Origin of the sequence: Corynebacterium sp. MSK019, assembly GCF_030232425.1 — a bacterium.
In the GTDB taxonomy this organism is placed as follows: Bacteria; Actinomycetota; Actinomycetes; order Mycobacteriales; family Mycobacteriaceae; genus Corynebacterium; species Corynebacterium jeikeium_D.
Map to the genome: position 1 here is coordinate 24,480 of NZ_JASPJT010000006.1, position 22,120 is coordinate 46,599.

Consider the following 22,120-nt stretch of genomic DNA (forward strand, 5'->3'; position numbering starts at 1 on the left):
AACTGTCACGGATTCGCGACGGGCGCCTGTGGCGGAATTGGCAGACGCGCTGGATTTAGGTTCCAGTGCCTTAGGGCGTGGGAGTTCAAGTCTCCCCAGGCGCACACATAAATACCCCGTGACTATGCAGGTCACGGGGTATCTTCGTTCTCCACCCCGTCAGATTTTCCGCCCTCATTAGGCCGCGTGCCCAAAATCTGGCCCATTTCCCGCCCGAAGCTATTCCAAGGTCGCTAATCTCCCGTGCACGGTGTAGAACCATGACTATGAAAATTGTTGTCTGCGTCGTTTATCCCCGCTACCCAGATAACACTGAACCTCTCGGCGGGTTCGTCGAGTCTGAAGAAACCGCCCTCGCGATTGACAACTGGTGGCGCGCACAACCCGGCGACATGATTGGCACCTGGGAAGACTTCGAAGTCGAGGTTGAAAGCCGCGACCAGCTCCTCTACGGAGTGTTTAGTGGTACCCCCACTCTTGAAATCACCGATAGCAATTTCTGGGACCCCATCTGTCACGGGGTGTACACCGACCGCAAGGTCGCTGAACACGCGGCAAAACCCAAGACAATGTGGGAGGCCAACAACTGCCCGCCAAAGTTCGTGCTCCCCTTCCGTCTGGGCTGGAAATTTGACCGGTATTTCCCCGATGGAAAACCCTGGCCGCCAGACCAGTTGTAGACCTGCGACAGTCCTGCCTCTTTTAGCGGGAACGCAAGACGGGGCAGTCGCACAGCGCGCGTGAGTGCCATTCTGGGAAACCTTTGTTCGCTCATTCCACTGCGTAGGGCAATCGAATCTGTCGATACAATGACGCTGATCGAATCGTATCTTGAATCGTAAGGTGGAAGCAGGGAGGCAACATGAGCATCTCGATGCATCTGGATGAGTACATGGCGCGTCGTGGCATAGTTCCCGACGACACTGTGGTCAACGATGATCCCTGCGCAATCTTCGACGGCAAGGTCGAGCGCGATGGTAAGTCGCAGCAGGATCTTGAAGAGTCAGAGCGGCGCTTAGAAGAAGCGGAGTCCACAATTCTGGATATGCTAGGCGATTAATCGAGGAAAGATTGAGCGTTCTCGGCGCCCATTGACACGCATTCCGGGTGTGATGTTCATCACCGATTGGGCATAAATTGGCTCGGTCTTCCGCGTTTTATTTTCCACCGCCGGCGCTGCCAGGGTGGTGAAGCGCAAGCAACTTTTCGACAGGGGAACACTGTTTCCTACCTGCGAAGTTCTTGCGCTTTCGAAGCGTTGTACTCGCTGATTTCGCAGCCGTGTTCAGCCTCTCGTTTTGGGGCTGCAAATTATCTTCGCGTTGATGGCGCCGCGAAACTGCGCGAGAAAAACATGATGGATTCCTCATGATTTATGGCATAGTGTCCTGGCAAGGATTTGGAAACAAAAGATGTTTTCATTTCGTACTCCACAAGACAAGGACCTCAGCCACGTGAAATACGAAAAACTCGCCACTTTGCAGACCAACGTCGTAACTGCTCCAGACCTGGGCACTTTTGCAGTCACTTTCGCCGGTCAATCGCAACCATGGCTGGACACTCTCTCCAGCGTCATGGCCAGTGGCAACTCAAAGAAACTACGGGAAGTTTTCACTCGCGCTGAGGAACTGCTCACACCGCTTGACGACGATCTCATCGGCCAGCTTCCCGCAGGTTTCGACCCCTTTGGCTGGGCAATCTCACTCGTTACAGACGAGCCATTTACCGGAGATACAACCAACCCTGCGGTCAGCGTCCCGGGCATCGTCTTGGCACAGTTGGGCATTGTCGAGTTGCTGGAAAAGCAGGGAATTAATATCACCGAAGCGGTAGCGGTAACCGGTCATTCGCAAGGTGTTCTTGCCGCTGAGATTGTCGCTCGCCCAGAGAAGGCAGCAGAGCTTCTGGCGCTAGCTCGCCTCATCGGTGTGGCGTGTGCGCGCGGAAGCCGAGTAGCCGGATTTGGGCACGCGCCGATGATGAGTATCTCTGGCCTGACGGTCGAGGAGTTGGAGCCTTTCCTCCCCCAGGGCTGTGTCATCGGTCTGAAGAATACGCAGACTACCAGCGTAGTTATCGGCAAGCAGGATGAACTAGACCAGCTGGCAGAGCAGCTCACAACGCAGCAGCCGAAGGGTCGGAAAGTCGAATGTACAGTTCTGCCAGTTAGTGGCGCATTCCATCACCCAGCGCTGGTACCTGCTGTGGCATGGGTAGTGGAGCGAGCTGAGCGCATTGGGCTAGATGCGGAAACGGCGGACCGGCTTGCGCGTGCAATCTTGGTTGACCCCAGTGACTGGAGCGCCGAGGTACGGGGGCTCATCGACCAAGGAGCAACCACCATTTTGGATCTGGGGCCGAACACAGGCGTCGTCAAGCTGACAGAACGCAACGCTGAAGGCTATGGCGTGGCGGTGATTCCTGCGGCGACAGCTGCGGGGAGGGGCGTCCTGTCTGAGAGCGACATTGAGCACCCGACATCGTGGCTGGAGTTTGCGCCGCGTCTGGTCACTGGAGACAAGCCCCGTGTCGAGACGAAGTTCACCAAGTTGACCGGGCGCTCGCCAATTCTGCTCGGCGGTATGACCCCGACAACCGTTGACCCTGAAATTGTGGCGGCTGCTGCGAATGCGGGGTTCTGGGCGGAGCTGGCCGGTGGCGGCCAAGTCACGCCGGAAATCTTCGAGGCTAATGTGGCGCGACTCTCCGATCTGCTCGAGGAGGGCCGCAGTGCACAGTTCAACACCATGTTTTTGGATCCGTACCTGTGGGGTTTGCACATTGGAAGCCGCCGTTTGCTCCCGCGCGCAGTGGCAGCGGGGCGACCGATTGATGGCGTCACCATCTCCGCGGGAATCCCCGAGGTGGACGAGGCAGTTGAGCTAGTAAAGCAGCTGCGTGAGGGCGGGATTCCGCATATCTCCTTCAAACCGGGCACAATCGCTCAAATCGAGTCGGTGCTCGAAATTGCAGACACCTTGGCGCAGCAGGGCACGCCGTATCCAATCATCATGCAGGTTGAAGGTGGGCGTGCCGGTGGCCACCACTCCTGGGAAGATCTCGATGACCTGCTAATTAACACCTACGCAAAGATCCGCAAGCGAGATGTGGTGCTTGCTGTTGGCGGCGGTATCGGCAAGCCAGAGCAGGCCCGTGATTATCTGATGGGCACGTGGTCGACACGGTGCGGATTGGCGCCGATGCCGGTAGATGCTGTCATCATCGGCACAGCTGCGATGGCAGCAAAGGAGTCGACCGCCTCCGAGTCCGTGAAACAAATGTTGGTCGACACCGTCGGCACTGACAACTGGATTCCCGCTGGTAGCGCCATGGATGGCATGGCGTCGGGGCGCAGCCAGTTGGGTGCTGATATCCACGAAATTGATAACGCCGCAGCACGCGCAGGCAGATTGCTTGACGAAGTCGCAGGTGACCTCACTAAGGTCACCGAACGACGCGCAGAGATCATCGAGGCGATTAACGCCACCGCGAAGCCGTACTTCGGAGATGTCAGCACCATGACGTATGCCGAGGTGCTGAACCGCTATCTCGAACTGTGTGCGCCCGAAGGGACGTTCCTCGATCCAACGTGGTCGACGCGCTTCGTCGCACTCGTCGACCGCGTAGAGGCACGACTGAATGCAGTCGACGCGGGCACGTTTGACGCGCTTGCCGACGGCGACAGCTTGCACACCCAGCCGCAGAACGAAATCTCGCGACTGTCCGGCCTGCTGGATCTGGATACCCAGCTCCACCCAGCAGATGTCACCTTCTTTATCTCTGAGCTCTGCCGCACACCTGGCAAACCTGTGCCATTCGTTCCGGTTATCGATGATGAGGTTCGTCGCTGGTGGCGATCGGACTCCCTATGGCAGGCGCATGACTCTCGCTACGATGCGGATCAAGTCTGCATCATCCCAGGGCCGCAGGCTGTTTCGGGCATTACCCGCGCGAATGAGCCAGTAGCGGAAATTCTGGGTCGGTTTGAAAAAGCTACCGCACAGGCATTGATGGATACCGGCTACCTGCCGGAGGCACCTGTTGACACCCTCAGCCGGATGCTCGCAGCACCTGTGATTTGGTGGGCTGGCCGACAGCAGCCGAATCCGGCGCTGGCACTTGGCGCGGAACATGAGTGGGTATGTGTATCTGACGCAAGTGATGTCTCTCGTTCACAACGCCTGGAGCACCCAGGTACTGGTGCCATTTTGGAGACCATTGGAGCTGATGGCAGCAATGATGAGGGCGGGGAGGAGCTCGTCTGGGCACAGCTGACCGTTCCGCTGCCCGATGCTGCGGGTGAGAATACGAAACTGCGAATTCGCCTGTGCCAGAGTGCAGCGGTGGGCGCAGTGCCCGTCGTCAAGCATGAGGATGCGGCAGCCGCGATGCGGGAGCTGACGCGAATCGCGGCTGGCGGTGAGCTTGCAAACATCGTCGATGGGGTCGCGGAGTGGGAATCCGTGTGGGATCCGATGGCGATGGCTGACTACGATGCGGTCACTATTGCAGCTGCCGGCGATGAGTCACAGGCGACGGTGCCGGACGCGTTGGTCGGGCATGCTTGGCCAGCGATTTTTGCGGCAGTCGCGCAGGCGCGTACTGAGACCGGCATTGATGTTGTTGAGGGCATGCTCGCGCTTGTTCACCTTGAGCATCACATTCGTATGATTGGGGCTCTGCCTCAGGAAACCACAACGTTGCGGATTAGTGCGCGTGTCGACGAGGCCGTTGATACGGACTTAGGGCGGTTAGTTGTGGTGCGCGCGGAGGTTCGTGATGGCGATACGCTGCTCGCCACCTTGAGTGAACGCTTTGCCATTCGTGGCCGAAACGGCGGCGAGACAGCGCGGACCAATACTGTGCCATTTCCAACGGTCACGGATACGCCACGGAGTTTCCGCGGTGCCTTGACCGTGGAAGCGCCTAAGGCGATGGAGCCATTTAGCTGTGTCACGGGCGATCGCAATCCTATCCACGTCGATTCCCGGGCAGCAGCGCTAGCTGGTCTACCAGGGGTTATTGTCCATGGAATGTGGCTGTCGGCGATGGCCGAGCATGCGGCTGTTGCCACGTCGGATGCCGGCATTGGCAATCGGGTGATTGAGTTCACTGCGACTATGCTGAGTCCGGTTCTACCTGGTCAGGAAGTGAAATTCTCTGTCGAACGCCGTGGTTTTGATGACCGTCCAGGCGCCGGTGAAGTCCGTGAAGTCACGGCCACAGTAGAGGGCGAGCTGGTACTGACTGCCACTGCTGTAATTGCCGCACCGACGACTGCATATGTCTTCCCTGGCCAGGGGATTCAATCACAGGGGATGGGGCTGTCTGCCCGGACTCGCAGCGTAGCGGCCCGCCGCGTGTGGGACCAGGCGGATGCGATGACCCGAGAGAAGCTTGGCTTTTCCGTACTGGCTATTGTTCGGGACAACCCGGTAGAGGTGGTTGTGGATGGTGTGCGCTATTTCCACCCAGAAGGTGTCCTGAATCTGACTCAGTTCACCCAGGTTGCGATGGCGACGTTGGGGCTGGCGCAGGTTGTGGAGCTCCGTGAAGCAGGGCTGCTGGATGAAACAGCTCACTTTGCGGGACACTCTGTCGGTGAGTACAACGCGCTGGCGGCTTTCGCTGGTGCGCTTGACGCAGATGCCGTGTTGGAGGTTGTCTACCGCCGCGGTTTGACCATGCATGAACTGGTCGAACGTGATGAGCAGGGGAGGTCCAACTATGGTTTGTGCGCCCTGCGTCCGGACAAGATCGGCGTACGCGAGGACGAGGTCACTGAGTTTGTTAATCGGTTGTCGCAGGAAACCGGTGAGTTCCTCGAAGTCGTAAATCTCAACCTGGCAGGCAAGCAGTACGCCGTCGCCGGCACCGTCGCGGGCCTTGCGGCACTGGCTGATCAGTGCGAGCGCCGCAGCTCGGACGGCAAGGGATACGTGCGTATCCCAGGTATTGATGTGCCATTCCACTCCAGTGTCCTACGCGACGGTGTGGATTCCTTCCGTAAACACCTGGAGCGGCTGCTGCCAGCGGAAATCGCTCCAGAGCGCCTGGTGGGGCGCTATATCCCGAATCTCACCGCGACCTCTTTTGAGCTGACCGAGAAGTTCGTCCGACAGATGGCTGCAGTCGTCGACTCAGACATTCTGGAAAACATCCTTGCCGACTTTGATACTGCTGCTGAAAACCCGGCGCGCCTGGCCCGCATGTTGCTGGTCGAGTTGCTGGCCTGGCAATTCTGCTCACCGGTGAGGTGGGTCGAAACTCAGGATCTGTTGCTTGAGGATCTCGGCGTCAGCCGCATTATTGAAGTTGGTGTAGGTACAGCGCCCACACTGGCAAACCTGGCTGCCCGCACCTGCCAGTTGCCCCGCCACCGAAGCCGTGACATTCGAGTGCTCAATCTCGAGCGTGATGCTGATGCAGCGTTTATGCGCGACCAAATTCAGCCGGAAAAGACTGAGCCCGAGTCGGAGGTGACACCAGAGCAGGACGCGGCGCAGACCCTATCTGGAGCAGCAGGAGCATCGGGAGAAGCAGGATCAGCGGCGCCGGCGGTATCCGCAGACCAATCCGCGGCGACCGAACAGGCAACCACGATCACGAGTGCTGCCACTCCGGCTGCCGAAGTTGCTGATATCGCAGTCAGCCCGGCAGAAGCGCTGGAAGTTCTTATTTGCCAATGGACGAAGGTGCGCCCCGACCAGCTCGGCGCCGCCGACTCCATTGAGACTCTGGTCGATGGAGTCTCATCTCGACGCAATCAACTGCTGCTCGATCTCGGAGTGGAATTCGACCTCGGTTCAATCGAAGGGGCCGCAGATGCGGAACTGGCTGATCTAAAGGACAAGATTGATAGCTTGGCCAGTGGGTATTCGGCATTCGGTCCGATTCTCTCCGAAGCCATTGCCGACGGTATTCGCCGGATTACCGGTCCTGCCGGTGCAGGCGCGAATTACATCGATGACTATGTGGTCGATGAATGGCAGCTCGGCAAGGGGTGGGCAACCGCAGTTAGCGCCGAGATGATGCTCGGTACTCGCGAGGGCGCATCCCTGCGCGGCGGTGATCTTGCGCATCTGGCACCGGCCGCCCCAACCAGTACTGCTGAACTCAACCAGCTGATCGATGAAGCAATCCTCGCGGTCGCCTCGCAGCGAGGTGTATCTGTCGCTAAGCCGTCGGCAAGCGACAGTAGTGCTGGGATGGCCGACTCGGCTGCACTCACTGAGTTTGCAGATAAACTGACTGGTCAACGAGGAATTCTTGCCACCGCTGCACGCACGATTCTGGAGCAACTCGGCCACGAGATTACCGGTGCCATTGACTTCGATGCCGAAGACGCCGACAGCAACCTGGTAAATCTCGTCACTGCTGAACTCGGTGCGGACTGGCCGAAGCTGGTCACCCCGACGTTTACGCCCACCAAGGCAGTGCTGCTCGACGACCGCTGGGCCACCTCCCGCGATGACCTAGCACGCCTCTGGGCAGCCGCTGATGAAGACGTGGCTGACACCGCGCCGGGCAGTATCCACGAAACCGCAGTCGAGCAGGCACAGTGGTGGGCTGTCAAGGCAGACGCGGCAGGGCGAACACAGTTGGCGAGTATCTACCGACAGCTGGCGGATGAGTCCATCACGAATGTGGACGAACTATCGATGAATGCCGACATCGCAGTTGTTACCGGTGCATCGCCAAATTCGATTGGCTCCGCTGTGACTGCACAGTTGCTGTCTCAGGGAGCAACCGTTGTTGTCACTACCTCACGCCTGGGACATGAGCGCCTGAGCTTCTACAAGCAGCTCTACCGCATGCATGCGCAGGGCGAGGCGAAGCTGTGGGTGGTACCGGCGAACCTGTCCAGCTTCCAGGACCTGGATTCCCTTATCGACTGGATCGGAACCGAGCAGACTACGACGATTGGTGCGGAAGTGGTTGTGACCAAGCCTGCACTGTCACCGACGTTGCTATTCCCGTTCGCGGCGCCTACGGTTTCGGGTTCGCTTGCCGACGCCGGTCCTGCGTCCGAGACCCAAATGCGTCTGCTTCTGTGGTCGGTGGAACGACTCATCGCAGGGATGTCAGCACTTGGCGGGGACAATAATCTGGACCATCGTTTGCATGTGGTGCTGCCGGGTTCACCGAACCGTGGTCGCTTCGGCGGTGATGGTGCCTATGGTGAAGCCAAGGCCGCACTCGATGCAGTGGTGGCGCGCTGGAATGTGGAGGACGCTTGGCGCACCCGCACCACTCTGGCTCATGCACAGATTGGTTGGGTTCGAGGCACCAACCTGATGGGTGGAAACGACCCATTGGTTGCTGCAGTGGAAGCAAAGGGAGTACGCACCTTCTCCACCGAAGAAATGGCAGCTGAACTCATTGAGCTCGCGAGCTCGGAGGCTCGGAAGAAGGCACAAACCCGCCCGATTCAGGCCGATCTCACCGGCGGATTGGGTGACGTCGACCTCAACATTGCGCAAATGGCGCAGGAGGCTGCACAGGCGGCTGCCCCAGCAGCTCAAAACTCTGAGATCTCTAGCGGGGCGAGCTCGCAGGAGCCGTCGTCAAGCCGTGTTTTGAGCGGCCTGCCAAGCCCTCGCCGACCAATTGCGCAGACAACACCGACCTTTGGTGACATCGCAGCGGCTCTGGAGGACATGGTGGTCATCGTGGGCGCCGGTGAGCTTGGGCCGTACGGTTCTTCCCGGACGCGCTTTGAGGCTGAAGTCGATGATATTTCTGCAGCAGGAATTGTGGAATTAGCCTGGTCAATGGGGTTGATTTCCTATGAGGGTGGCTGGCGCGACGCCGACGGGCAACCGTTGGCAGAAAGCGACATTGCTTCGCGTTACCGCGATGAAGTGCTGGCGCGAGTTGGTGTGCGTCGTTACGCCGATGATGGCGATTTGGTTGATAATACGATGACTGAGCTGACCACGGTCTACCTGGATCGTGCGTTGAGCTTTGCTGTGCGTGACCGCGCGGCAGCGGAGACTTTTGTCAGTTCCAACCCGGACAACACCACTGCGAGCTTCGATGCCGAGACAGGGCAGTGGCTTGTGACACGAGCCGCTGGCACACCAGTGCAGGTTCCGCGCCGAATGGCGATGAGCCGCTATGTTGGCGGTCAAATTCCGCAGGGCTTTGACCCGGCACGATACGGTATTCCGGCAGACATGATGGACAATCTGGACCGCGTGAGCTTGTGGAACATTGTCTGTACTGTCGATGCCTTTTTGTCATCGGGCTTCAGCCCAGCGCAACTGCTGGAAGCGGTCAACCCGGCGCGAGTGTCGTCGACCCAGGGCACAGGTATTGGTGCGATGGAGTCGCTGCGCAGTCTCTACATCGACGGCCTGCTGGGGCAACCGCGAGCCAATGACGTCCTGCAGGAGGCATTGCCAAATGTTATTGCCGCCCACGTTATGCAGTCTTATGTCGGTGGCTACGGGCAGATGATTCACCCTGTCGCAGCCTGTGCGACGGCAGCGGTGTCGGTGGAGGAGGGCGTCGACAAGATTGCCCTGGGTAAGGCAGATTTCGTTGTCGCAGGTGGCTTCGATGACCTATCCACAGAGGGAATTACAGGTTTCGGCGACATGGCCGCCACAGCTGACTCCGCCACCATGGAAGACAAAGGCATCGAGCATGAGTACTTCTCCAGGCCGAACGATCGTCGACGCGGAGGTTTTGTGGAATCGCAAGGCGGTGGCACGGTGCTGTTGGCTCGCGGAGACATCGCCCGTGACATGGGGCTCCCCGTGCTCGGTGTCGTCGCATACGCCCAGTCCTTCGCCGACGGCGCGCACACATCCATTCCGGCGCCGGGTTTGGGCGCGCTAGCGGCCGCTCAGGGCGGCGAGAAGTCTCGGTTGGCTCGCGCCCTTGCAGCACTCGATGTCACTGCGGATCAGGTCGCGGTGTTGTCCAAGCACGACACCTCGACCAATGCCAACGACCCAAATGAGTCCGAACTGCATGAACGCATTGCAGATGAACTCGGTCGCGAGCGCTCTAACCCGCTGTTGGTGGTCTCTCAGAAATCGCTGACGGGACACGCTAAGGGTGGTGCTGCAGCGTTCCAGATCATTGGTCTGACCCAGGTGTTGCGCAGCGGCATTGTGCCAGGTAATCGATCGCTGGACTGCGTCGATCCCGCATTGGCTGAGCATTCGCGTCTGGTATGGCCAACGAAGGCAGTCAATTTCGGCAATACGTTGCCGCTGAAGGCTGGCTTTGTTACCTCGCTCGGGTTCGGACATGTCTCGGCACTGGTGGCAGTCGTGCATCCGGAAGCTTTCTACCAAGCGATAGTGCAGCACGATGGCGCTGAGGCTGCGGAGCGTTGGCGGTCCGCGGCGTACAACCGCGAAGCGGCTGGTCTGCGTCGCATTGATGAGGCTATTTACGGTGGAGAAGCCCTCTACGAGCGTCCACGCGAGCGAAACCTGGCGGACGGTGGTCGGTTCGGTTCACCCGCTGCATTGGAAAAGGCAGTTCTGCTTTCCGACGGCGCCCGTCTGATCGATGGTGTCCTCCAGCCATGATTGGCGTAGACCTCGTCTATATTCCGGGCTTCGAAGAGCAGCTGAATATGCCAGGAAGTCAGTTCGCGCAGGCTGTTTTCACACCTGCGGAGCTACTGGTAGCTAGGCGCCGCGGAGCAGTCGGCGGCGCGCTGGCGCGTCACTTAGCGGGCCGCTGGGCTGCGAAGGAAGCCTTCATCAAGGCCTGGTCGCAGACCCTCTTCGGCAGCCAACCGCCGATTGCGCGCGATCAGCTGGACTGGCGGGAAATAGAGGTGCAGCCGGATGCCTACGGTCGCGTGAGCATCAGTCTCCACGGTGCTGTGAGCCGCCATTTCCACGATCAGGAGTGGCAGCTGGGGCCGTCGTTAAGCATCTCGCACGACGGCGACTACGCAATCGCCGTCGTACGCCTGGACTAGTCCGGCACCGCGCTAATCGACGGACTTCTGACGGCGACCGACCAGGATGCCGGCACCGAAGATTAGCGCGCCCAGGATTGCGCCGGTTCCGGCGACTGCGGCGGTTTGGAGCGGGGAGTTGGTCGCGGCCTGCTGAGTCTGCACATCAACTTCGTCGAGGCCATTGCCGGAAGCGTTGGACTTTGCGGAAACCTTGCCAGATGCCTTGGAGGAGCCGCTGGCCTTGGACTCTCCGGTCTTGGAGGCACCGGTCTTCACAGCTTCTTCGCGTTCCTTGGCGGAGCCGCCGACGCTGAGGTCCGTGGCCGTGTCCTGGCTGCGGTCGGAGGAACCGTGAGCAGCAAAGGTGTAGAGCGCGCAGTCATTTTCGACGCAGTTGGCGGCCGAGGTGACGGCCTCGACATTGAGCGTTGTAGAGAAGCTGCCGTCGGAGGACATCTGGGAGGTGCGCACAAACTCAGCGGCGGAGAAAGCATCAGCGTTGGTGGTGGAGAACTTGTTCTTCTCAGCCACTGCGACGTAGATGCCGTTGCCGCTGGTCTTGAATCCGCTGCCGGAGACAGTAATTGCGGTGCTGCCCGATGGGTTCAGTTCCGTGGTGGACAGGCTTACCGACGGGGTGCCGGTCGAGGAGCTGCTGCCGTTGGAGCTGCTGGAGCCACTGGAAGCGCTGGTGCTACTCGTTCCACTAGACCCTGTGCTGCCACTGGTGCCGGAGCTTGCGCTGCCTGCGGACTGTGAGGAGCCACCGCCGGAGGGCAGGGTAGCGTCCTGCTTGGCAGCTCCGCCGGCAAACGATACCGCGGTCGCCGTGTCCTGGCTGCGGTCGGAAGAACCGTGAGCAGCAATGGTGTAGACCGAGCAAGCGTTCTGCATGCAGTCTGCCGTGCCGAACTTCGCGCTGACCGGAAGATCCACGCTGAAGCTGCCGTCGGACTTCAAGTTGCCGCGAGAGGTAGACACAAACTGGGTATCCGGGCCGAAGGAATCGGCGTTGGTCACATCCATCTGGTCATTTTGCGCGATACCGACGTAGATGCCCGGTCCAGAGGTCTTGAATCCCTTGCCTTCAACTCGAATGGTGTCGCCGCTCGGGTTCAAGTCTGAGGTCTTGGACAGGCTCACCGATGCGTTACCCCGTGACTGCGACGGTGACTGCGAGCCCGACTGTGACTGGGAGCCCGAACCAGTGCTCTGGCCACCGCTCGGTGCCGCGCTGGTGGAACCCTGTGATTGAGCAGCCTGGGAAGTAGCACCCGCCTTGAAGGTGATGGGGACCCACTGGTCATTGCTGCGGTCAGAAAGATTAGGGAACGCAGTAAAGGAGGCTACGTAGCACTGGGTGGAGGTGCAGTCGACATCGCCAAAGCTGGTCGCGACCTTCATCTCCTGCGTAAAACTTCCGTCAGCGCCGACTGTCACCTTGGCCGCTTCGCCGTAGGTCGAAGGGTAGCCCGACTTTGGCTTCTCGATTGTCTGGGCCAGGTAAATATTTGCGTTAGCGGGGTAGCCGACTCCCTTGATGGTCACGGTGGCGCCGTCGGACAGATCGGTGGCAGGGGTCACAGAGAGCTGGCGCTCAGACTGATCGGTGCTGCCGCCGAGAAGGTCGCCGATGCCGGGGAGCGAACCGCCGAGCTGTCCAATCGATGGCAGTGACTGTGCCGATGCGGGGACTGCGGGTAAAAATCCCGTACTCACTACGATTGCCGAAGCTAGAACAATAGAGCGGGGAAGCAGGCTCCGTCGGAAAGCGCCCTGCGTCGTGGACATGTGAACCTCTGATTCTGTTTGGGAGTTCCGGCGCAGGCGCGGCGAAAAACAGGGAACCCCACCGCGCTGACCAGAGTAAAGCGTAAACTAAGGCAAGCCTACCCTCCGCGTATTGATAAGGGCAATAAATGCCCCTGCCGAGGTGGGCGAGGGGCGCTCTCTAGTCTGCGGCCTCCGCGACGCTCATGAGATAAGAGATTGTCATGCGTTTGATTTCCTGCACCGTCAGCTCGTAATGAGCTTCCCGCTCAGCATCGCTTCCCGGATGGTCCACCGCATAATTCAGCAGGGCGTACGTGGCGTTAATCATGAGGTCGGAGATGAAGTTCAGTTCCGCATCGCTTGACGACGGCACCAGCGGGCGCAGCACCTTTGAAATCTCGGTGACCAGGCGTGACTTCATATCTTCTGCGGTTGCGCGTGTGGCGGGCGTTGATTGAACAGCCAGCCATACGGCTCTTCTGGAAACGTCCTCGCGCCAGAGTTTTGCCAGGTGATCGATGAACTCCGAGAGAAACTCCGGCCATTTCAAGGTGGGGACTGTTTCGCCGAAGCGTGAGACTTCCTCGATGACGGCCTCGGTGTCCTGACGGTCGAGCTCGCAGATCATCACATACTTGTTTGCGAAGAATTGGTAGAGCGTGCCAATGGGGATATCTGCGATGCGAGCGACTTCGTCGAAAGTGAAAGACTCAAACCCGTGCTCGATGAGCACTGTGCGTGCCGAGCTGAGCATGCGTGCGTACCGCTCTCGGCTGCGTTGCTGAGCCGGAGTGCGACGGGGACGAAGAATATTCGGTGCGTCCTGGGATTGAGTCACTACTACGAAACCGTCTAATCGGGATGATGTGGGAGGAGAGTTTGGGGCCAGGGTCAAAGTAGGCCTTGCGGCTAGTTAGCTTTCGGAAGCCTGTGATTCCACGCCCAAGTCACGCAGTACGCGCTGGACGTGCCCCTTGGCGCGAACGTTGTACCAGGCCTTTTCAATTTCTCCTTCGGCATTAACCAGGAAAGTCGAGCGGATGACGCCCTGGACAATCTTGCCGTAGTTCTTCTTCTCGCCGAAAGCGCCGAATGCGGTCATGGTTTCCTTGTCCGGATCGGACAGAAGGGTGAAGTTTAAGCCGTGGTCCTCGCGGAACTTTGCGAGTTTCGCCGGCTTGTCCGGAGAAATACCTACGACAGGAATGCCGGCATCGTTCAGGGCAGCGGATTCATCGCGGAAGTCGCATGCCTCAGTGGTGCAACCTGGGGTGTTGGCCCGCGGGTAGAAGTAAATCAGCACGGGCTTGCCCGCGTAGTCCGACAGAGAAACCTGCTCTTCGGCGTCGTTGAGAAGAGTAAACGCTGGGGCAGGGTCGCCAGCTTCCAGACGGATGTTGTTCTGGCCGTATTCTTTGTCGCTGGAGGAAGAAGTAGTCATGGCTTCATCGTATCGACTCTGGAGCGGTGCGTGTCGACTCTGAAGCAATGCGTTGAGTTTTTCCCCGTGCTCGCCCACGTTGCTGTAGTGGAAGTGTTAGTCTTTTAGGCGAACAATCACTTTAGATATTCAACTTTTTAGGGAGTTTACGTGGCTCGCAGCATTGAAGATATCCAGCGCGATATTGAGCGTAACCGTAACCAGCTCGCCCGTACTCTGGATGAGCTAACCGTGCGAACGAATCCGAAGAACGTTGCGGATGACGCAAAGACCCGCGTTCTCGATGCTCTGAATGAGCCGAAGGTGCAGGCAGTACTGGGTGTCGTTGCCGCACTTGTTGTTGGCGGCATCGCAATGGGCATTCGTCGCAACCGTAACCGCAGCAAGGAAATCGACCGCATTCGCGAGATGATTGAGACTGCTGCTAAGTAGTTTTTCGGTAGTTAGCGCACGCGCTTCGGGTAGTTACCTGGGGCCGTGCGCTTTTGCGTATCTAACCCTTGTTTGAGTCAGGCGTGGGGTGCGAGCGAGGGGTGCAAGTTGGCACCTGCGCTTGTTGTGCAACAAAAAGACCGGGAGGGTATTTCTACCTTCCCGGTCTGTATTGTGCGCCATCAGGGACTCGAACCCCGAACCCGCTGATTAAGAGTCAGCTGCTCTGCCAGTTGAGCTAATGGCGCTTACTGTTTCCTGCTTGGTGCTCTCTGTGTGAGCTCCTCGCCGGCAACGAGATGATATATAACCAGGTTTCTGATTGTTTGTAAAATCGGCTGGTCAGATGCTGTTTTTGAATTGATGTTTTTGCATGTTTTTTGAAAGGTTTTGCGCAACCGTTTGAAAAAAGTTCAAAAAAAGTTTGGAAATCCTCAAAGTGGGGTAGGGCCTGTATCAAAGGCATCAACGTCGGAGCGTGCGTAGATGCCCCAGTGGCGTTCGGTTACGTTCGGCAGTGTTCAGTAACGCTCGGTAGCGTCCGGTGGCACTTTTGAATAGCGAACTGATTACTTTTCGGTAACGCAGCTTCAAGGGGGCGCTGTTTTCCCAGGTCGGTTGAAGTGCCCCGGTTTTTTGGGGTTGCACAGCAATTTTCCAGAGGGTTAACTGTAGGAACCGTTGGGCTACTTTGCGTGCTGCGCCCTGTGAGGGGTTGATGACTGCGATTGGGCAGTCAATAAGGCTTTTCAGTTAGGGCGAGCGTTTTATCGGTGGCTAGTGCCGCTGCAGGGTAGTCTGACCTTTTTCGAGGGCGCACCAGGGGCTGTAGCAGGACTCCGCTGTGTGTCGCAGTGTGTCCCCGGGACTTACTACTTAATAATTGCACTGTTGGAGTGAAGCACGATCATGCGGCAATCTTTTAAGCGCCTGTCGATGGCGGTGGTGACATTTGCGACCACCATCTCGCTAGCTGCTTGTACCGTCGGCGGAGATAATGCCGAGCAGCAAGAGGCGGAGAAGCCAGACGTTGGTCTTGTCGCCAGTGTGAAGGACGACGCCACCGATGTTTCGGTGGTTGACCCGATTTCGGTTCAGGTGGAAGAGGGACATCACCTGGACAAGGTTGTTATGACCAACCCTGAGGGCAAAGAGGTCAAGGGCAAGCTCGACTCCAGTGGTACCAAGTGGACCACTGCAGAACCCCTGGGCTACTCAAAGACCTATGAGATTAACGCCACCTCGGGCACAGAAAAGCTGGCTACTTCTTTCACCACCGTCGAGCCGACTTCTCAGGTAAATGGTTACCTGTCCCCGCTGGATGGTTCCACCGTGGGTGTCGGTCAGACTATTGCTGTGAAGTTCAGCGCGAGTATTTCGGACCGCAAGGCTGCTGAGGAAGCAATTAAGGTGACCACCGAGCCTAAGGTGGAAGGCGCTTTCTACTGGCTGAATAACAGTGAGGTGCGCTGGCGTCCAAAGGAGTACTGGAAGCCGGGGACCAAGGTTACCGTGAAGTCCGATATTTACGGCACGGATCTTGGTGACGATATGTACGGTGCGGAGTCCGCCGAAACCAGCTTCACTATCGGTGATGAAGTCATTGCTATCGCTGATGACGCGACGAAGACCATGGTCATTAAGAAGAACGGTGAAGTCGTAAACTCCATGCCTATCTCTATGGGGTCGAATGTTCACCCGACTCCGAATGGCCAGTACATCATCGGTGATCGCAACGAGACCATGGTGATGGACTCTCGTACCTACGGCCTGTCTCTGGAAAACGGTGGCTACGTCACGCCGGTTAACTATGCAACGCAGATGTCTTACTCCGGTATCTACGTCCACGGTGCACCGTGGTCAACGTGGGCACAGGGCAGCGTCAACCAGTCTCACGGCTGCATCAACGTCACTGACGCCAACGCTAAGTGGTTCCTGGACAACACTAAGCGCGGTGACATCGTGATTGTGAAGAATACGATTGGTGAGACGCTCTCCGGTGTTGATGGACTAGGTGACTGGAACATTCCGTGGGAGACCTGGAAGAAGGGCAACGCCGACGAGACCAGCTCCTGGTAGCTCATGTCCTCTAAGTGAGGCCATCATTTAAGCCACGCGGGTTAGTCCGTTTCCTAATCACCCAACATTCCCAGCTCCTGCGCCCGAGCAACAGCCGCGGTGCGGGAGCTGACGTCTAGCTTGGTGAAAATATGTACCAGATGCGATTTCACAGTCGCTTCGGTGAGCACCAGCTGTTCTGCAATTTTTCTATTCGACATACCCCGCGCGACCAACTCGAGCACTTCGAGTTCGCGCGGGGTTAGTGCTGTACTGGGGTTGCGCATCCGACCCATCAAGCGCCCGGCCACTTGTGTGTTCAGCACGGTCTCGCCGCGAACGGCACGACGGATACCATCGATGAGCTCCTCCGGAGCGGCATCCTTCAGCAGATAACCAACTGCGCCTGCGGTGACAGCGCCGAGCACATCGGAGTCCGAAGAATAATTGGTCACCACCAACACTTCTGGGGCCTTTGCGCCGCGCCCGGCCAGTGCGCGGATGGCTGCGGTGGCATCAACTCCGCCTGCGCGGGTAGCAGTGCCAGGGGCCTCACCAAAGCGAAGGTCCATGAGTACCAGATCGATGTGGTCGCAAGAGTCGTCGTCAAGCGATGCGCGCACCTTCTCGACCGCCTCGTCACCGCTGGCCGCCTCGCCAACCACGACGATATCCGGCGCCGATTCAACGACTGCGCGAAGACCAGCGCGGACGATGGGGTGATCGTCGGCGATGAGGACTCCGATGGGCTTGGTCACCTGGCTAACTCCTCGGGTGATGTGAATGGTCGTTTCCTACCTGCATACCAGGCGCGGGACTTTAAGAGGCGAGCTCGTGCGGGATGCTGACGCTGACACCGCAGCCACGCCCCGGTTCCGACTCGATGGTGAAGGTGCCGCCGAGCTTCTCCACGCGTCGGCGCGCGTTGGCGATCCCCACGCTGTCGTCGTTAGTTGGTGCGGTGGGGTCGAAGCCGATGCCGTTGTCGACGCAGTCGAGCAGAACCTCGTCGGGCTGGTAGGTCAGGGTGACACGGCAACGCGTGGCGTGTGCATGCTTGACGACGTTCGCCAAGCTCGCCTGGGCCACCCTGATAATGGTTGCTTCGACGGTGGCCGGCAGCCGCGTGGGTGTGCCGTCGACGCAGAAGCTGACAGCATCGCCCAGCACCGTGGAGGAGCAGACCTTCTCCAACGCACCGGATAGGTCTGCGCCTTCGAGGGGAGCCGGCTGAAGTGCTGCGATGATGCGCCGGGTCTCGGCGAGATTGTCGGCCGCAACCTTGCGGGCGAGCTGTAGCGAATCCACCGAGGTCTGGTCATGCTGAGTGGGAGCACTTTTCATGCGGGACTCCACCGAATGCAGCAGCAGCTGGATGGAGGAAAGCCCCTGCGCCACGGTGTCATGAATATCGGCTGCGAGGCGTGCGCGTTCGTCCAGCTCACCGGCACGACGGGACAGTGCTTCCGAGTGGGCGCGGGCAGCTGAGAGCTCCTCCAGCGCCTTGGTCTTTTCGATAGTCTCCTTCTGCAGGAGCCGGAACCCCAGCCCCACCGTGAGTACAAACGTCCCACCCAGAATGGGGCCGAGGACACCACCAAATGTCAGCGGAGTATGGATAGCGATGGCGCCAATTGCCGTCGCCGTTGTCGCCGCCACCATGATTACGGCCATAAGGCCGCCGGTTACCTGCAAAATTACGAAAAACAGTGGGAAAACCAGGAACGAGGCGTCCAGCGTTGCAAACGCCAACGCCGCCCAGCACAGCAGCAGAATCACAAGCCAGCCCAACAGCAGGCCACGCGGCTTAGTCAGCGCGACCTCGTTGGCTACGTTGCCATGCCGAGCCTGCCCAATCGGCCCAATGGAACCTGCAATGTACACCGCTAGAAAGCACGCCGCATAGGTGATGATTCGCCACTGCGGATCCGGAACCACGCATACCGCCAGCAGCACCAGCACCAAAACATCCAGGGCAAACCGCAGTAATTGCCAGCTGCGATTCAGGGTCTCAGGAGTATCCACGCTCTCGAGCTTAGGGCAGTTCCACCTGCCAAAACACCGCTGACAAGCCGGAATTGTCAACATCAACCGAAAGTTGGAGACGAAGTTCAACCTCCCTGGCGATTAAATCCGCCTTTGAATCCACGACCATAATGAGTATGTACCAGTCAATGAAAGAACTTCGAGCCGCTCCAGGCCGTGCCGCACTGATCACCATCACCGTCGGCATGATTGCTGTGATGGTCACGTTCCTCTCGGCTTTGGCTGCCGGACTGTCAGCCCAGTCCGTCTCCGCACTTGACGAGGTCTACGGCAAAAACGACGCCGTCGTCATCTCGGAGGGGGCTACGTCGCTGTCGTCGTCAAGCATCGGCGAGACGGCGCGAAAGAGCGTCCAGACGTGGGCGAACGATAACAACGCCACCATCCGCGATGTCTACGTCAGTCGTGCGCGCGTCGATGAAACGCCCGTCACCGTCATCTCCGACTTTTCGCTTAACGACGACCAGGTGGCCGTCACCGACGGTGTCAGTGAAACCGCCATTGCGGAAGGTGACTCGCTGACCCTGTCTGGCGCGATGGGCGAGCACGAGGCCACCGTTGCGCGCGTGGCGGGGGATAAGTGGTTGGACCACCAAGCGGTCATTTATGCCGGGCGCGGTGTGATGGAAGACCTGACACCGGGGCAGATGGTGCCGGCGGCGATGGTTGTCGACGAGTCTGCGACGCAGCTGCCGAATGTCCCGGAAGGAACAATTCTGCGCGACGGCGAGCGCAATAACCTGTCGGCTTCCTATCAGGGCGAGCAGACCTCGCTGAACGCGATGACCTCGATGCTGTATGTGATTTCTGCGCTGGTGGTAGGCGCGTTCTTCACAGTGTGGACTGTTCAACGACTGCGTGGTGTGGCCATTTCCTCGGCGCTCGGTGCGTCCCGCTCCGTGCTGGTGGCTGACTCTCTGGCGCAGGTCCTGGCCGTGCTGGCAATCGGAGTCGGCGGCGGTGTTGCGGTGACTGCAGCGGCGGGCTGGGCTCTGCAGAGCGGCGACGTCATGCCAATTGTGGTCGATGCTTCCACGACCGTCGTGCCGGGGCTCATTCTGGCCGTGACCGGCGTAGTTGGTGCGCTGCTGGCACTGGTGCCGGTATTCCGCGTCGATCCGACCACCGCATTGGCGAATGCGTAGTGGCTCGTTAGTACGGCCTAGCACGGCGGCTTCCCACAGAACACTCACATCGCGTTAATCATGCACAACCTGCAACTGAGGAATTGAGGAATTGAGGACAAAATGACTACCTACATCGACAACCAGGCTCCCGTGGCACTCGCTCTAAAGAACATCTCGCTGACCGTCCAAGATGGCGACAACAAACGCACCATTTTGGATGACATCTCGCTGAAGATCCGGGCAGGCGAGGTAGTGGGACTGGTCGGACCATCGGGTTCCGGCAAGTCGACTCTGTTGACCATCGCAGGTTGTTTGAAGAGTGCCGATACCGGACATGTCACGCTGTACTCCAACAAACAGGACGCGAACGGTGCAGGCGCGGACGAGAGTGCGGAAAGGAAGGCCATTGATTTGAGCGCTCGCGGCGCGGATGCTGCCAAGATTCGTCGCGAACACATCGGTATTGTTTTCCAGCAGCCGAATCTTCTGCCAGCGCTGACGGTTAAGCAGCAGCTCATCGCAATGCGGCGACTGGGCCGTGTTTTCGGGTGGCCCGCGGGTGGCCGTCGTGAAGCGGAGAAGCGCGCGGATGAGCTGCTAGAGGCAGTCGGACTGGCTGGGCTGGGAGAACGTCGCGTGAGCCAGCTTTCCGGTGGTCAGCAGGCGCGCGTCAATGTTGCGCGCGCACTGATGAATGAGCCGGAAGTGCTGCTAGTCGACGAACCGACCGCGGCTTTGGATCAGAAGAGTGCAGGGGCGGTGACGCGACTGATTATGGATGTGACGCGGAAGATGGGTGTGGCCACCCTGTACATCACCCACGACCTGGGGCAGCTTCACGGTGCCGACCGAATCGTGGAGATGGTTGACGGCAAGCTGCAGTCCGCGGATGCTGGCTTGGTAGCTACTCGGTAGTGACTATGGGGGAGGAGGCGGCATCGAAAAGGCTGGGTCAGATAACCACGCCGCCGGAAAGGCGCACATTTTGTCCTTGAACTCCAGAAACAATGGGCTGCAAATGTGAAACTGTGTGAGTTTATGACACTTTCATGCCATTTTTTGGGTCATTTTTGACATAAACGTAGTCAGTAACTCGCATTGGCCCGCTGCCGCTAAACATAAACGCAGTCGGCGGATTCTAGGGGTCGTGGAAACACAAAACCCTCGACCGGGAACAATCCTGGCCGAGGGTTCTACTTGGGGTGACTGACGGGACTCGAACCCGCGACACCCAGGATCACAACCTGGTGCTCTACCAACTGAACTACAGTCACCATTACCGCATTAAAGTAGCTGTTTTCTCAGCTCATCTCTGCAGCGAACTATATGGTAGCCCACAGTGGGCTGGAAACAAAAACAGCAGGTCAACCCGGATAAATTTGGAAAGGGTTAGGGTTTGGGGCCGTCGTAAAGCGAGCTAGCCGCGAATTTCACCGTACTTTTCTGTGGATTCCTTGCTTGCGGCGGAAACAGCGTCGGCATCGGGGCCAGGGTGGGGTAGGAGCATGGCGCGGCGGTAGTAGTCCAGCTCGCGGATCGACTCCTTGATATCTGCGAGAGCTCGGTGAGCGAGACCCTTTTCTGGAGCGCCCTTGAGAACCTGGGGGTACCAACGGCGGGCCAGTTCCTTGAAGGAAGAGACATCAATCATGCGGTAGTGCAGGTGCTGGTCGAGCTCTGGCATGTAGCGGTGGATGAACTTGCGGTCGGAGGCAATCGAGTTGCCTGCCAGTGGGGCGGTGCGCGGCTCGGGAACCCACTGACGGATGTAGTCCAAAACAGCCTGTTCGGCGTCGGCGACATTAGTCTTGCTGTCGCGAATTTCCTGATCCAGGCCGGACTTCGCATGCATCTTGGTGACGAAATCATCCATCTGCGCCAATTCGGTCTCGGACGCGTGCACGACGATGTCCACGCCTTCCCCGAGGACGTTGAGGTTGGCATCGGTGACGAGAGCCGCGATTTCGACAATGACGTGGCGCTCGGGTTCGAGGCCCGTCATCTCACAGTCAATCCACACGATGCGGTCGAGCTCAGGGGAGAGCTGGAGGTCGGGATCGGGCTGAGCCATGATTTCACCTTTCGCTGAGATTCGGCATGATTCTGCAGTGCGCCTTATTTTGTGCCCGGACTGGGCTGTGGGGCACACGCTGACTACGCCCAGCTTAGCGATGTGGATTGTGCTGTGGTCGGGCGTGTGGATTGCCGTGTGGTTTGTGGAGCGAATTGTGGGGGAAACGAAATTAACTGGAAAGTAAGATCTTAGAATTGGACAACGGGGCATGAACTAAATCGACCTATTTGCCTGAT

The 22,120-nt window shown here is 58.7% G+C and carries 15 protein-coding genes and 3 tRNA genes; 10 read left to right on the plus strand and 8 right to left on the minus strand.

Features of this window, described 5'->3' with window-relative positions:
* The first annotated feature begins 22 nt into the window (after positions 1 to 22).
* From QP982_RS05485 to acpS, 5 genes are all read left to right on the plus strand, one after another.
* Positions 23 to 104, plus strand: a tRNA-Leu gene (locus tag QP982_RS05485).
* Between the two features lie 162 nt (positions 105 to 266).
* Positions 267 to 680: a hypothetical protein gene (locus QP982_RS05490; RefSeq protein WP_224783804.1), complete on the plus strand. Its 414-nt coding sequence runs from the start codon at positions 267 to 269 to the stop codon at positions 678 to 680.
* A 182-nt stretch (positions 681 to 862) separates the two neighbouring features.
* Positions 863 to 1,060 (plus strand): hypothetical protein, encoded by a 198-nt coding sequence (locus QP982_RS05495; RefSeq protein WP_016422270.1) that lies wholly within the window; start codon positions 863 to 865, stop codon positions 1,058 to 1,060.
* A gap of 352 nt (positions 1,061 to 1,412) precedes the next feature.
* Positions 1,413 to 10,550: a type I polyketide synthase gene (locus tag QP982_RS05500; RefSeq protein WP_284870287.1), complete on the plus strand. Its 9,138-nt coding sequence runs from the start codon at positions 1,413 to 1,415 to the stop codon at positions 10,548 to 10,550.
* Positions 10,547 to 10,951, plus strand: a complete 405-nt coding sequence (acpS, locus tag QP982_RS05505; protein WP_016422272.1) for a holo-ACP synthase AcpS — start codon at positions 10,547 to 10,549, stop codon at positions 10,949 to 10,951. Before QP982_RS05500 ends, acpS begins: the two co-directional genes overlap by 4 nt.
* A gap of 12 nt (positions 10,952 to 10,963) precedes the next feature.
* On the opposite strand, the gene QP982_RS05510 is transcribed toward acpS, so the two are convergent.
* The 3 genes from QP982_RS05510 to bcp form a co-directional block, all read right to left on the minus strand.
* Positions 10,964 to 12,724 carry a neocarzinostatin apoprotein domain-containing protein gene (locus QP982_RS05510; protein ID WP_070549690.1) on the minus strand — a complete coding sequence of 587 codons (1,761 nt, stop codon included), beginning with the start codon at positions 12,722 to 12,724 and terminating at the stop codon, positions 10,964 to 10,966.
* Between the two features lie 160 nt (positions 12,725 to 12,884).
* Positions 12,885 to 13,544 (minus strand): TetR/AcrR family transcriptional regulator, encoded by a 660-nt coding sequence (locus QP982_RS05515; RefSeq protein ID WP_502870634.1) that lies wholly within the window; start codon positions 13,542 to 13,544, stop codon positions 12,885 to 12,887.
* 75 nt (positions 13,545 to 13,619) lie between these two features.
* Entirely contained in the window at positions 13,620 to 14,147 is a 528-nt protein-coding gene (gene bcp, locus QP982_RS05520; RefSeq protein WP_049172881.1) for a thioredoxin-dependent thiol peroxidase, read from the minus strand.
* A 150-nt stretch (positions 14,148 to 14,297) separates the two neighbouring features.
* Between bcp and QP982_RS05525 the strand changes: the two genes are divergently transcribed.
* Entirely contained in the window at positions 14,298 to 14,579 is a 282-nt protein-coding gene (locus QP982_RS05525; protein WP_284870288.1) for a DUF3618 domain-containing protein, read from the plus strand.
* Positions 14,580 to 14,754: 175 nt separating this feature from the next.
* On the opposite strand, the gene QP982_RS05530 is transcribed toward QP982_RS05525, so the two are convergent.
* Positions 14,755 to 14,827 (minus strand) — tRNA-Lys (locus QP982_RS05530).
* A 661-nt stretch (positions 14,828 to 15,488) separates the two neighbouring features.
* Here QP982_RS05530 and QP982_RS05535 point away from each other — a divergent pair.
* Entirely contained in the window at positions 15,489 to 16,658 is a 1,170-nt protein-coding gene (locus QP982_RS05535; RefSeq protein ID WP_049193203.1) for a L,D-transpeptidase, read from the plus strand.
* A gap of 53 nt (positions 16,659 to 16,711) precedes the next feature.
* Here QP982_RS05535 and QP982_RS05540 read toward each other — a convergent pair whose 3' ends face one another.
* Positions 16,712 to 17,395, minus strand: a complete 684-nt coding sequence (locus tag QP982_RS05540) for a LuxR C-terminal-related transcriptional regulator (RefSeq protein WP_080985607.1) — start codon at positions 17,393 to 17,395, stop codon at positions 16,712 to 16,714.
* Between the two features lie 61 nt (positions 17,396 to 17,456).
* Positions 17,457 to 18,662, minus strand: coding sequence for a sensor histidine kinase (locus tag QP982_RS05545; protein ID WP_065421715.1), 1,206 nt, complete (start codon positions 18,660 to 18,662; stop codon positions 17,457 to 17,459).
* Positions 18,663 to 18,811: 149 nt separating this feature from the next.
* Here QP982_RS05545 and QP982_RS05550 point away from each other — a divergent pair, with 149 nt between their 5' ends.
* Both QP982_RS05550 and QP982_RS05555 read left to right on the plus strand, forming a co-directional pair.
* A complete protein-coding gene (locus tag QP982_RS05550; RefSeq protein ID WP_049193207.1) occupies positions 18,812 to 19,828 on the plus strand; it encodes an FtsX-like permease family protein in 1,017 nt (338 codons plus the stop codon).
* 102 nt (positions 19,829 to 19,930) lie between these two features.
* On the plus strand, positions 19,931 to 20,725 hold the full coding sequence (locus QP982_RS05555; protein ID WP_049172923.1) for an ABC transporter ATP-binding protein: 795 nt from the start codon (positions 19,931 to 19,933) through the stop codon (positions 20,723 to 20,725).
* Positions 20,726 to 21,008: 283 nt separating this feature from the next.
* Here QP982_RS05555 and QP982_RS05560 read toward each other — a convergent pair.
* Together QP982_RS05560 and orn are read right to left on the minus strand one after the other, a co-directional pair.
* A tRNA-His gene (locus QP982_RS05560) sits at positions 21,009 to 21,084 on the minus strand.
* A gap of 143 nt (positions 21,085 to 21,227) precedes the next feature.
* On the minus strand, positions 21,228 to 21,881 hold the full coding sequence (gene orn, locus QP982_RS05565; RefSeq protein WP_150961543.1) for an oligoribonuclease: 654 nt from the start codon (positions 21,879 to 21,881) through the stop codon (positions 21,228 to 21,230).
* On the opposite strand from orn, the gene QP982_RS05570 reads away from it, so the two are divergent.
* On the plus strand, positions 21,880 to 22,068 hold the full coding sequence (locus tag QP982_RS05570) for a hypothetical protein (RefSeq protein WP_042388509.1): 189 nt from the start codon (positions 21,880 to 21,882) through the stop codon (positions 22,066 to 22,068). The two genes, orn and QP982_RS05570, sit on opposite strands and share 2 nt — an antisense overlap.
* Positions 22,069 to 22,120: the final 52 nt, after the last annotated feature.